The organism is Verrucomicrobiia bacterium, from assembly GCA_035577545.1.
GTDB lineage: Bacteria > Verrucomicrobiota > Verrucomicrobiia > Palsa-1439 > Palsa-1439 > Palsa-1439.
In genome coordinates this window covers 1-12,197 of record DATLVI010000014.1, presented here as the reverse complement: position 1 = coordinate 12,197, position 12,197 = coordinate 1, and the positions used below count along the sequence as shown (strand labels likewise).

Below are 12,197 nucleotides of genomic sequence, written 5' to 3'. Positions count from 1 at the left end.
AGCTTGATAACCGGGCCTTCCTCGCTGCTTTCCACGAGTTGGTCGAGGTTGATTTCCTCCTGGCCTTCTTTTGCCAGCTCGACGTCGGAGACGTCGACGTCCTTCAGAATCGCATCAATACCGCCGCTGACTTGTGTCTGTGCGTTGTTGAGGAAATCGACAACAGCCTTTTCGGTGCTGATTAGCGGAACGATCTGCAGATTGGCGCGCATGCGGCGCAGATCATCGAGCGCCAGCACATTCAACGGGTCCGCCATCGCCACAAACAGCCTTTTGCCGAGGCGGGCGACGGCAACCATTTTGTAGGTTTGTGCGAGCTCCTTCGGGATGAGATCAATGACGTCCTGCGGGACGCGCATCTTGGACAACGTGATGGGTGACGCGCCGAGGCAGCGGCCCATGCTGACCATCATGTCCTGATCGGTGACGAGTTGCTTCTCGATCAGCAGCTTAAGGAGGCGGCCGCCCTGCTTTTTCTGCAGTTCAAGTGCCTCGGTCAGTTGCTCTTGTGTCAGCAACCCATCGGCGAGCAGCGTATCGGCTATTCTTTCCCCGAATGATTTCATGGTTTACCGGGCATGCGAGTGCCCTGTGGATGTTTCGTGTCGAGTCCATGCGCGCGTCGCAGCGCGCTGTGGATTTCCTCGGGTGAAGTTACATACCAAAAGACGTTGTAGGCCAACATGACTTCGGCCTGGCTGCGTAATTGCATGTCGAATGGATTGGCGGTTGCGATCAACACCGAACGGCTGATCAGGTCGAACGGAACAATGCAATTCGCGAAGCAGAGATCCCGTGGCAACAGGCAGACCGCATCGCGGTCCACGTCGTAGGTCGAAAGAGGGAGATAGGGCAGACCACTGCGTTCGACAAGCAAGGAAAGGAAGTCCTCCAACTTGATCAATTGTTCATCGACCAGCACCTGCGAAAGCGTGCAGGCCTGTGCGTTTTCGCCATTGCCCGCGGGACTCGACGCGAGGCGTTTGAGGAGCGGTTCGACAGCCTGCTCTGTGATCAACTTCTCGGCGAGGAGCACATCGACCAACGCCTTGTTGCCGTTCTCGGGCGCTTGTTTCACTGGCAAGGAAGAGGGGGGCGCCGCTGCCCCGGCGACCAGCGTCGGGTCAGATGGTGTCGGCTTGGAGTCCTCACGCAACGGCGGCGCCCCAGAGGGTTGACGGGCAGGGGAAAGCTGGGAGGTTTTTGCCTCGATTTCCGAAAGGGCGGCCAACACCTCGGGGTCATCAGGATATTCCTGCAGGATTCCTTCGAACTCGAGGATCGCTTGTGAAATCTGGCCGAGAGAGATGTGGGCGTTCGCCAGCTTCTTGGAGGCGCGCAGACTCTCCGGGCGCCGGCCCAGTTTGCTATAGGCCTCCTTGAGGATTTCCCAGGACTGGTAGTCGTCCGGCTGGGACTCCGTTATCGCTTCGAACATCTCGACTGTTCGAAGCAGTTGCTGGTTTTCGTCTTCTGAAATACTGGCCATTTCGAGCACTCCAAGCTCGGGGGGCTGATAAAGCACCCTACATGCCAGTGGCGGATGGGGATAAGAAGGAAAACTGGCTGCCCGACCTGGACTCGAACCAGGAAATACGGCTCCAAAGGCCGCTGTGTTACCAATTACACTATCGGGCAGTCTGCCCCATGCTGCTTGGGACCGCGCCGTTATGCCAGACGCAGAGGTGCGAATTGCGCCACCCGCGTCCACATACTCGGCCCAAATTGTTCACGAACTTTTCGCGCGGATGTTTTCGCCAATTTCGCATTCGGAAACAGTCCGAACACCGTCGCGCCGCTGCCACTCATCAGGGCGCCTACCGCGCCGCCGTCAAGCATGGCGTCTTTGATCAATTCCAGAACGGGAAACTTGCGAATTGATGGCGCTTCCAGCGAGTTGAACAGGGCTCGCGAAACACCCGCCAGGTCGTCATCGGCCAGCGCGCGCAACAGGAGACTAACTTCTGGCGGGGGCGCTGTCAATCGCGACTCCGCCGTCGCTTTGGCCCAGCTTTCATAGGCCCATTTCGTCGAGATGCCGAAGCCGGGGTTCACCAGCAGGATCGCTCCCGAGAATTTGCACGGGATGGGTTCGATCTTCTCGCCGCGCCCGCTGCAGAGGGCCGCGCCGCCGGCCATGAAGAAATTGATGTCCGAACCCAGACTCGCCGCGAGCGTGTGCAATTTCTTGCTAGACGCCTTCAGTTTCCAAAGACGGTTCAATCCCAGCAATGCGGTCGCCGCATTGCTGCTGCCGCCGCCAAGACCCGCCGCGAGCGGCGTGCATTTCGTCAGGCTGATCTTCGCGCCCTGCTTTGTCCCGTATGCTTCCGCCAGCGTTCTGGCCGCCCGAAGCGCAAGGTTTGAGTCATCCGTCGGCAGGCGGGGATCGTCACACGCCAGCGTGACGCCGGCCTTGCGGGATTGCAGTGTGATCTGATCGCCGAAATCAAGCGGGAGCATCACCGTTTCGAGTTCGTGATAGCCGTCCGGCCGCTTGCCAATGATGCGCAAGTACAGATTGATTTTCGCGGGCGAAAAAATGGTCAACGGCCAGCCCGTCCCCGCTGTTGCGCTTGTGTCGTCACGAAGTTTTCCCTACCATGCGCCTTGGATGAAATCAAAGCTTATCGTGGCGCTGGACGTGGAAAGCTTTGAGGACGCGACCGCCTTGGTTCAGGTCACGCGTGACGTTGTGGATGTTTTCAAGGTCGGCAGCCAATTGTTCACCCGCGTCGGTCCCCGCATCATCGAGTTTCTCCACGAGCATGGCAAGGAATGCTTCATCGACTTGAAGTTTCACGACATTCCTCACACGGTTGCCAGGGCCGTCGCGTCCGCAGCCGCGCTACGGGTCCGCATGTTGACCTTGCACACATCCGGTGGCGCAGAAATGCTCGAGGCGGCAGCAGCGATTCCTGGTCATCCATTGCTGCTTGGCGTGACCGTGCTCACGAGCGTGGGAGGCGACGTGCAAGCGGAGGTACTACGTTTGGCGAAGCTTGCGAAAGAGTGTGGTTTGGATGGTGTCATAGCCTCACCGCGTGAGATTCATCTGTTGCGCGAGGCGCTCGGGAAGAACTTTCTTATCGTGACGCCCGGTATCCGCCCCTCGTGGGCAGAAGCCGGCGACCAGAAACGCGTGATGACCCCTACTGAAGCGGTTGCCGCCGGAGCCAGTTACATCGTTGTCGGCAGACCCATCATCGCGGCGGACGACCCCGCTCGGGCAGCGGCACGCATCGTCGAGGAAATGGCGGTTGCCGTCGCGTCAGCTTGAGCGGCGGCGCACCTGCAGGACGCCTTCCTTGATATCGGCCAGGTCCTTCAAGATCTCGTCCTGATTCTTCAGGATCTTGTCGTTTTGCTCCAGAATCTTGTCGATTCGAGGGTCAGCCGCGGCAGGCGCGACAGGTTTGTTTTCACTCTGCGCCTGCGCGATGAAGAGACTTCCCGCGACCAGACCGGCCGCGAGGGCAAAGGTGGCGACGTATTTGGCATTCATTCCCATATTCCTCCGCTTGTTGTATCGATTACCGTAACAGTTCCAGCAACTTGCGTTCCCGCACAAAGTGGCGGGCAATTTCGTTGCCGTCAAGCAGGATGACCGGGATGTCGTCGCGATAGCGCTCAAGAAGTTCTGGATTCTGCGAAATGTCGATGATCTCCACTGCGAAATCGACTTTCTCGTGGCAGCGCTCGATGACCTCCTTCGCCCGCTCGCACAAGTGGCAATCCGGCTTGGAGTAGATCGTAATCAGGGCCACAAGCTAGTAGCGATAATGGTCCGGCTTGTAAGGACCTTCGATCGGAACGTCGAGGTAGGCAGCTTGCTTCTCGGAGAGCTTGGTGAGCTTCACGCCGATTTTTTCGAGATGCAAGCGGGCCACTTCTTCGTCAAGTTTCTTGGGCAAGCGATAGACGCCGACTCTGTTGGTGTCCTTCTTCTGCCACAAATCCAATTGCGCGAGGCATTGGTTGGTAAAGCTGTTGGACATGACAAAACTCGGATGGCCGGTGGCGCACCCGAGGTTCACGAGACGGCCTTCGGCGAGCAGATAAATGCAGTGACCGTCCGCGAAAGTGTACTTGTCCACCTGCGGCTTGATGTTGAGCCGGGTGACGCCTTTCGCGTTGTTGAGACGGTCCACCTGAATCTCGTTGTCGAAGTGGCCGATGTTGCAAACGATGGCCTGGTCTTTCATTTTCGCCATGTGTTCGAGCGTGAGGATGTCGCAGTTGCCGGTCGTCGTGACGTAGATGTCGGCCTTGCCGAGCGTGTCTTCGACGGTCGTGACCTGGAAACCTTCCATCGCAGCCTGCAAGGCGTTGATGGGATCAATCTCAGTGACGATCACGCGCGCCCCGAAACCGCGCAGTGAATGGGAACTGCCTTTGCCCACGTCGCCGTAACCGCAAACCACCGCGACCTTGCCGGCCACCATCACGTCCGTCGCACGCTTGATGCCGTCGGCGAGTGATTCGCGACAGCCGTAAAGATTGTCAAACTTCGACTTGGTGACGGAATCGTTGACATTGATGGCGGGAACGAGCAACTTGTGCGCTTCGAGCATCTGATAGAGGCGGTGCACGCCGGTCGTCGTCTCTTCGGAAACGCCCTTCCAATCCTTCACGACGGTGTGCCAGAAACGCGGGCGCTGTTTGAGCACGCGCTTGAGGAGGTCTTTGATGACCTGCTCTTCGTGGCTCGCGCTCTTGGTGTTGACCCAGTCGCTGCCATTTTCGAGTTCGTAGCCTTTATGGATGAGCAGGGTGGCATCACCGCCGTCGTCCACGATGAGCTGTGGGCCCTTGTTGTCGGGATGTGTGAGCGCGTCGAGCGTGCAGTCCCAATATTCCTCCAGCGTCTCACCTTTCCACGCGAAAACCGGAATGCCCGCCTGCGCGATCGCCGCGGCGGCGTGGTCCTGCGTCGAAAAGATGTTGCAGCTCGCCCAGCGCACGGACGCGCCGAGTTCCTTGAGTGTCTCGATGAGAATCGCCGTCTCGATGGTCATGTGCAGCGAGCCGGTAATGCGCACGCCTCGGAGCGGCTTTAACGGGCCGTACTTCTTGCGGATGGCCATGAGGCCGGGCATTTCGTGCTCGGAGACGTGAATGGTCTTACGACCCCATTCCGCGAGCGAGAGGTCACGCACTTTGAAGTCACCTTTCGCGCCGTTGCCCGTGGGTTTTGTGAGTTTTGTCCGCGCCGGAGGAAGTTTAACTGTAGCCATAACTGTTAATCGTAGTTGTCTTTTTCATATCACCGATCGCGGCGATTTGCGAATCGCCCGATTGGCCTTGGTTCTTAGTGGAGCGGGAAAAAGTACTCGACGATAGGCTGCAAATCAACGAAATTCCCCTTGCGCACGCTACGTGGCCGGTGCGCCAAAATAGCCTACCCATGCGAGATCCAGCGTTTCGTCGGTCAACCTAAGTTCTTGCTTCTCAAAGCGGCACAAATCCACCGCTCGCAGGACCAAATCGCGCGGGTCACAGGCATTTGGCAGGCGACCTTCGGCCTTGTAACGATCCAATAGGCGCGCGATCAAGGCATCGTCCAACGGCAGGCCGAAATCGGCCGCCGTGCGTTGGAAGATCTCCGTGTAGGTTTCCGTTGAAGGCCGTGAAACCGCGAGACGATAGCCCATGCGCCGCATGAACGCCTCATCCACGAGATCGGCGTCGGTCAGGTTCGTCGCGAACACGATAATCTGTTCGAAAGGAATCTCGATCTTCTTCCCCGTGCTCAACGTGAGCGAATCGACACGGTTCTCCAGCGGGATAATCCAACGGTTCAACAACTGGTGCGCCGAGCAGCGCTGGCGCCCGAAATCATCCACTAATAAAACGCCTCCGTTCGCCTTGAGTTGAAACGGCGCCTCGTAGTAGCGAGCGCTGCCCGTCGCCGTCAGGTCAAGGCTCTCAATCGTCAGTTCACCGCCGACAACCACCAACGGCGGACGAATCTTCACCCAGCGGCGATCGAAATCGGATTCCGTGGGCTCGACGGTATGGTGCACGTGTTTGTCGAATACGCGGATGACCTGGCCGTCCACCTCGATGGCGTAGGGAATCCACAGCGGTTCCGCCACCGCGTTGACCAGCGCTCGGGCCATCGCCGTTTTTCCGTTGCCAGGCGGCCCGCTTAGGAACAGGCTGCGCCCCGAACTGACCACCACCCCGAGGATCCGCTTGACCGCTTCCGGCAACACCAAATGCGACAACGTTTGCTCCAGCGACTCCCGGGTCGCGGGCGCACGGCTGCGTACCTGGCTGACCAGCATCATCGTGTAAAGTTCCAGCGTGACCGGCGCAGGTCCGACATAGCTGCAGATGCTCATCGACTGGAAGACCCGCGTCCAACCGCGTTCCAGCATCGCGTAGCGGTTATTGTGCATCGCGATGCTGCCCTTCATCTCGATGAGGTTCTCGCGGTACAACTGCTGCAGCACCGTGTCCGTGATCACCAGGCCGAGTTTCATCCGCTCGCTCACACTGGATGTGGTCCCGTTCGTGTCGGTGGACAATGTCTTCAGCGCCAGATCATTCAGGAACCCGAGATTGAGGTCCAGTTGGTCCGGCGTCTCAGGGAAACGCGGACAGAGTTGGCTCGATACCGCCTCTGCGGCAGCATCCAACAGTTCGGCATTTGTCGGTTCCTGCATGATCGCGTCGAAACCCTTTTAACACAAGGCCCGCCCGAGCGCGAGCACTTTTGAGGGCGCTATCGCTTTTACGGCACGAGGAGTACGCGGTAGAAGGCGGGCGGGTTGGTGGCGGCCCCGAAATCGGTCTGGGTGACGGGCGAGCCGGTGCCAATGGTGAGGGGGCCGACGTTAAACCAGGAAGCATTGGTGCCCAATACGCTGCTGCGTTCGAGTTGATTGGTCTTGTTGGGCTGCGTGCTCCATGTGACGGCGACGTCGTCGCCGACGATGCTGATGTTGGTGATGCGAAAGGCAGAATTTGGATCCGTCGGGTCGGTGCCAGCCAGGAACTCCTGCAGATTGGAGATCCCATCGCCGTCAGCGTCCTGGTTGGCCAGCGAATTATCGCCACTTTGGCCGGTTGCGTGGTTAAAGTACGCGAGCATCCACCAATCGGGGATCCCGTCACTGTCGCTGTCGAGATCGGCGATCTTGCGGACCTGGATACCGGAGGCGCGGGCGTTGTCCGTAACGGGGACGAAATCGATTTTCAGCTGCGCGTCGGCGACGGCATTAGTGAAGACACGCGTGACCGGAATGTTCTTGCCGCCTGCAGCCGCGAAAATATCAAAATTGGTCAGCACTTGCTGACCCTCGATGAAAACATTGAATACGCGCTGGTTGGTGGCGCTCCAGAACGTTTCCACTTCGAGCAACGTGGTTTCATAGACGCCCGCCGGGCAGTCGAAGAGGTAGCTGTAGCCGCCCGCGGACTGGCTGTAACGTTCCCATTGATAGAGGCGCCACGCGTTTGTGCAGATCCCCGTGATCGCATTGTTAACAAAGCCGGTGGCCGTGGTGCCGGAGTAGCCAAACGAGCCAAGCGCATAGGCTTGATCCTTGATCCAGACGGTGCTGTCGCAGTTGGTGGCATTGACAGGATCGCCGGCGCTGATGCGCGCGAGGTAACTCCCGGGCACATTGAAGACGCGGACCGTAACGGACGGGACGCTGGAGAGATTGCCGGAAATATCGGTCGCGCGCGCGAAGATTGTGTGCTGGCCGTTGAGCAGATTCTGCGTGTTGAGTGAGAAAGACCAGCTCGTGGTGCCCGAGGCGGTGCTCCACGTGCCGCTATCGACGTTCACCTCGACTTTCGTGACGGCGACGTTGTCCGAGGCGGTCCCTGAGACCAGTGTGGTGCCCGACACGGTCGAACCGTTGATAGGGAAATTGAGCGCCACGCCGGGTGGGGTAAGGTCGGCGACGATGTTGGTAGAGGTGACGAAGTAGGTGTCAAACGGCGCGAAGATCGTGTTGCCATTGACGGAATCCATCGCGTTGGTGCCAAGGTGGACCAGATTGGTCGTAAACGTCGGCCAGGTTGTGCCGGGAGTGAAGGTCATGGTGTCGTGCAACGCGGACCAGGTGAAAGCGCCCGACGTCGCCGGTGTCAGAGAAAGTGCTGCCTGCACGGAGTTGGTGTCCATCGGTTTGCTGAATGCCAAAACCAGACGGGCTGCCGTCGAAACATTCGTCGACGCATGCGTCGGACTTTGGCTGATGACGACGGGATCAAGCGGTTGCACCAGCGATTGCGCGATGAAGATCTTGGCGGTGGTGCTGGGGACGGAGATCACGGGCGTGATGTTGGTCGTGGAAGAGGTGACCACAATGGTTTCATTCGTGTTGAGCAGGTTGACCAGGACGGTGCCCGGTGCATACAAAGAAGGACGACTGGGGAGTGACTGACTGGAAGAGGCAGTGTTGAAGACGACGAAGACTTCCTGATTACTCAGCACGCGCGAGTAGGCGAAAAGGCCCGGCCCGGCCGAATTGGTCCAACTGTTGTTGTGCACGCCGGTGCGTAATGCGGGATAGAGGCGGCGGAAATTATTGAGCTTGGCGACGAGTTGAAACAGCGGGTGCGTCTCGTTGAAATTGTCGCCGAGCGACGGGCCTTGCTCGAACTGGCCGTCGAACATGTCCTCGCGATTGTTCGGGTCGGTCGTACCGTCGAAGGCCTGTTCCGTACCGTAGTACAGGCACGGAATACCCCGCGAAGTGTAGAGAAATTCCAGCGCGACGGTGAGGCGGTTGGTGTTGTCATTGGCCTCGCTGGAACTCAGGAAGCGTGGGTTGTCGTGATTATCCAGAAAGGTGACGAGTCGATACCAGGAGTTGGTGTCGTAATTGGGGGCGATTTGATTGTAATGGGTCTGGATCCCCACTGTGTTGCCCGAAGCAGTTCCGAACACCGAGCCGATCTGGCCATACAACACGTAATCCAGTGTTGCGTCGAGTTTGAACGGGCCGCCCCCCTCCGTACCGGTGTAAGAGCCGACGAAGGGGTCGTCGCTGAGGTTGCCATTGAAAACTTCGCCGAACATGAAGAAATTCGATTTACCGATGGAAGTTGCATACTGGTGGATCTGCGGGCACCAGTACTGCCAGAAACCATAATCCACATGCTTTACCGTATCGATGCGGAAGCCATCGAAGTCGCCCGCGCCGATCCAATACTCGTAGACGTTGGCCATGTTGGTGCGGACATAGGTCGTCTCGGTGGCGAAGTCGTCCAGGCTCGACAATTCCCCGAGCACGACGTGTTGGGTGAGGCTGTAGGTATCAATCGCGCCGTTGTTGTGAAAGATGGATGTGAAGGTCGGCGGCGTCGCATTGGTAATGTTGAAGGGAAAGGCGTGCTGGTTGGCCACGTTCTTGTAGCGCATGTTGTAGCCGGATGGCGGCGCCAGGAAGGCCGGGTAGCCGGAATCGCCGCTGTCAATAAGATCGCCGCTGTGGTTGCAGACGATGTCCAGGACGACCTTGATCCCACGGGAATGCGCCGCGCTGACCATATTCGACAGGTCGGTCATGCTACCCCAGTGCGGTGCCAGTTGATAAAAATCCTGCGCCCCGTAACCGTGAAATGCGGAACCACCAACATTGTAAACAATCGGGGTGACCCAGATGGCCGTGGCGCCAAGCGACTTGATGTAGTCCAGCTTCTGTTGGACGCCTTTCAGATCGCCGCCATGGATGGCGTGGGCGTCAGCCGGCAAATAGGGCGCTCCGTGCGCACTTTCGACATTGTTGTTGGAAGGATCGCCGTCGTAGAACCGATCCAGGAAAATGAAATAGATGTTTTCGTTACGCCAGTCGGCAGGCGAGGGGTACGCAGCGCGAGCTGTAGCGGCGAGGGAGAAAATGAAGACGCAGCAGAGCGCATTCACGGCAACAGTCAAACGTCGCACCCTGCGATTGGCGCAAACCCACGCCAGTCCAGTTGCAGACAAGACAACTCGGACGAACCCATTCATTAGCTTCCAGCGATCCTAACCTTCCGTCGGTAACCTGTCGACATAGCTCGTCGGTCAACCGCTTTACAAATTCGGCCAGATGCGACCCCACGTCAACTGTCAGGAATTAGTGAACAGCTTTCTTCAAGGCTTCCGCTTTGTCCGTCCGCTCCCACGTAAGTGCTTCCAGGTCATCGATTTTGCCAAAATGACCGTAGTTGGTCGTCTTACCGTAGATCGGGCGTAGGAGGTTCAACTGCTTGATGATATTGGCGGGCTTGAAGCTGAACACCTCCAGCACGGCCTTCTCGATCTTCTCGCGCGGCACCTTGCTGGTGCCAAACGTCTCGACCAACACGCTAACCGGCTCAGGAAAGCCGATGGCGTATGCGAATTGGATTTCGCAGCGCTCGGCCAAACCCGCCGCCACAATGTTCTTGGCGACGTAACGGCCCATGTACGCGGCACTGCGATCGACTTTGCTCGGGTCCTTGCCGCTGAACGCCCCGCCGCCATGCCGCCCCATGCCGCCGTAGCTGTCCACGATGATCTTGCGGCCCGTCAGACCGCTGTCGCCTTCGGGCCCGCCGATGACGAACCGGCCCGTGGGATTGATGAGGTAGCGAGTGTCCTTGTCGAGCAGGTTCTTCGGGATGACCTTCTTGATGATTTCTTCGATGAGGATTTCCGCAATCTCCGAGTGCTTCACGTTGTCCGCATGCTGGTTGGAAATGACGACGGTATGAACACGGATGGGTTTGTGGTTCTCGTACTCGATGGTGACCTGCGTCTTGCCGTCGGGACGCAGCCATTTGATCGCACCGCTCTTCCGCGCCTTGGAAAGTTTCAACCCGAGCTTGTGCGCGTACATGATCGGCGCCGGCATCAGTTCCGGCGTCTCCGTGCAAGCGAACCCAAACATCAATCCCTGGTCGCCCGCGCCCTGTTCGGCGGTGGCTTTGCCTTCCGCCGCTTTGTCATCCACGCCCTGCGCAATGTCCGGACTTTGCTTCACGAGCGCGCAGAGGACCTGGCAATCCTCGTCATTGAACACCGCGCTCACGTCCTTCGTGTAACCGATCTCGCGGATCGCGCCGCGCACGATCTGGCAATAATCCAGGTGCGCCTTGGTTGTGATCTCGCCGGCAAGCACCACGAGGTTTGATTTGGCAAGCGTCTCGCAGGCCACGCGACTCTTCGGGTCCTGCTTCAAGCACGCGTCCAACACCGCGTCCGAAATCGTGTCGCAAACCTTGTCCGGGTGACCCTCCGTCACCGATTCCGACGAAAATAAATAATGTTTCTTGTCCATAAGATCCTTCATTGTCAGGGAGAGGTGCTTCTCTAGGCACTCAGTCGGTTACCTCGCCAAATTCCGGGTGCGAATGTACCGGAAAGAGGCTCAACGCACAAGAAATTTCCCAAGCTCCCGGACCGTCCAACTCGCCATTTTCTCACCAAACGAACCGGATTCAAAAATTCCGCAAGATCGCCATAAAGTGCTGTAGTTGCGGAGGATGCGATCAGATTATCGCGAAAACCAATCCGGTTCGTTTCGTAGAAACACATGTTTTCACGCCCCTTCCTCCGTCCGAAATAACCGCTCCATTTTGGTGCTTCCTGGCGCCCTTGCGGAGCAGACTCCCTGTCAAAGAACTGCGGCGATCACATCTCTTCTCGCATACCGCGTCCAGCAAAAATATCGATTAACGATTGATAGAAAAACACACCGCAACCGCCTTGTAACTGCTGGCGTCATCGGCCTTCTGACAAAGGCTTGCCGATTTCCCAATGGTGTCCGAACGGATCGACGATTCGTCCTAAACGCCAACCATACTGGTTGCTGACGGGCCAAACCACGGTGGCGCCAGCGGCGACGGCCCGGTCGAATGCGGCATCCGGATCTTCCACAGTCATGACCATCCGCACCGTGCCGCCGCCGAGAGATTCGGGGCTGAAGTTTTTGTGCTCGGGAGATTCGTCGGCGACCCAGAATTCGGCTGCCCCCATGGACAGCCGGGCGACCACCGCTCCACTCTCGCTGTCGATGCGGAACAACTCGCCGGCTCCGAACGCGGCCTTGTAGAACTCAATGGCCCTCGCGGCTTTACGGACCGAGAGCATGGGGGCTATGCCGGTCTTCTGATCCCTGGCGCTCTCGCCCACAGAAATCTCCTCTCTCGCTTGATGCAATTTGGACGTGTGACGAACCGGGCAAATAGTTCCGGGGGCATCATCGCAA

General features: G+C 58.3%; 11 protein-coding genes and 1 tRNA gene. 1 reads left to right on the top strand and 11 read right to left on the bottom strand.

Translation table 11 applies throughout. The annotated features are described in order from the left end of the window. From VNL17_04870 to ispE, 4 genes are all read right to left on the bottom strand, one after another. The coding region (locus VNL17_04870; protein HXI83406.1) for a secretion system protein E at positions 1–566 on the bottom strand (566 nt) is incomplete at its 3' end. After that, complete coding sequence (locus tag VNL17_04865) at positions 563–1,489, bottom strand: tetratricopeptide repeat protein (protein HXI83405.1); 927 nt, start codon at positions 1,487–1,489, stop codon at positions 563–565. The genes VNL17_04865 and VNL17_04870, both read right to left, overlap by 4 nt. Before the next feature lie 74 nt (positions 1,490–1,563). Beyond that, positions 1,564–1,638 (bottom strand) — tRNA-Gln (locus tag VNL17_04860). Between the two features lie 30 nt (positions 1,639–1,668). Further along, positions 1,669–2,550: a 4-(cytidine 5'-diphospho)-2-C-methyl-D-erythritol kinase gene (gene ispE, locus VNL17_04855; GenBank protein ID HXI83404.1), complete on the bottom strand. Its 882-nt coding sequence runs from the start codon at positions 2,548–2,550 to the stop codon at positions 1,669–1,671. A gap of 64 nt (positions 2,551–2,614) precedes the next feature. On the opposite strand from ispE, the gene pyrF reads away from it, so the two are divergent. Further along, positions 2,615–3,280 carry an orotidine-5'-phosphate decarboxylase gene (gene pyrF, locus VNL17_04850; GenBank protein ID HXI83403.1) on the top strand — a complete coding sequence of 222 codons (666 nt, stop codon included), beginning with the start codon at positions 2,615–2,617 and terminating at the stop codon, positions 3,278–3,280. Here the strand turns inward: pyrF and VNL17_04845 are convergent. From VNL17_04845 to VNL17_04815, 7 genes are all read right to left on the bottom strand, one after another. Further along, positions 3,272–3,505, bottom strand: coding sequence for a hypothetical protein (locus VNL17_04845; GenBank protein ID HXI83402.1), 234 nt, complete (start codon positions 3,503–3,505; stop codon positions 3,272–3,274). The genes pyrF and VNL17_04845 overlap by 9 nt on opposite strands. Before the next feature lie 28 nt (positions 3,506–3,533). Further along, on the bottom strand, positions 3,534–3,767 hold the full coding sequence (locus VNL17_04840) for a glutaredoxin family protein (protein HXI83401.1): 234 nt from the start codon (positions 3,765–3,767) through the stop codon (positions 3,534–3,536). A gap of 3 nt (positions 3,768–3,770) precedes the next feature. After that, positions 3,771–5,237 (bottom strand): adenosylhomocysteinase, encoded by a 1,467-nt coding sequence (gene ahcY, locus VNL17_04835; GenBank protein ID HXI83400.1) that lies wholly within the window; start codon positions 5,235–5,237, stop codon positions 3,771–3,773. Positions 5,238–5,375: 138 nt separating this feature from the next. Next, a complete protein-coding gene (locus VNL17_04830; GenBank protein HXI83399.1) occupies positions 5,376–6,671 on the bottom strand; it encodes an AAA family ATPase in 1,296 nt (431 codons plus the stop codon). Positions 6,672–6,739: 68 nt separating this feature from the next. Continuing rightward, positions 6,740–9,910 carry an alpha-amylase family glycosyl hydrolase gene (locus VNL17_04825; GenBank protein HXI83398.1) on the bottom strand — a complete coding sequence of 1,057 codons (3,171 nt, stop codon included), beginning with the start codon at positions 9,908–9,910 and terminating at the stop codon, positions 6,740–6,742. 172 nt (positions 9,911–10,082) lie between these two features. After that, positions 10,083–11,267 carry a methionine adenosyltransferase gene (metK, locus tag VNL17_04820; GenBank protein HXI83397.1) on the bottom strand — a complete coding sequence of 395 codons (1,185 nt, stop codon included), beginning with the start codon at positions 11,265–11,267 and terminating at the stop codon, positions 10,083–10,085. A gap of 443 nt (positions 11,268–11,710) precedes the next feature. Beyond that, on the bottom strand, positions 11,711–12,197 hold a 487-nt coding region (locus tag VNL17_04815; protein ID HXI83396.1), incomplete at its 5' end, for a VOC family protein.

Excerpts from the sequence above, each read along its gene's own strand:
- pyrF (HXI83403.1), top strand. The coding sequence starts at position 2,615 with ATGAAATCAAAGCTTATCGTGGCGCTGGACGTGGAAAGCTTTGAGGAC.
- VNL17_04830 (HXI83399.1), bottom strand. The coding sequence starts at position 6,671 with ATGCAGGAACCGACAAATGCCGAACTGTTGGATGCTGCCGCAGAGGCG.
- ahcY (HXI83400.1), bottom strand. The coding sequence starts at position 5,237 with ATGGCTACAGTTAAACTTCCTCCGGCGCGGACAAAACTCACAAAACCC.
- VNL17_04865 (HXI83405.1), bottom strand. The coding sequence starts at position 1,489 with ATGGCCAGTATTTCAGAAGACGAAAACCAGCAACTGCTTCGAACAGTC.
- metK (HXI83397.1), bottom strand. The coding sequence starts at position 11,267 with ATGGACAAGAAACATTATTTATTTTCGTCGGAATCGGTGACGGAGGGT.
- VNL17_04845 (HXI83402.1), bottom strand. The coding sequence starts at position 3,505 with ATGAATGCCAAATACGTCGCCACCTTTGCCCTCGCGGCCGGTCTGGTC.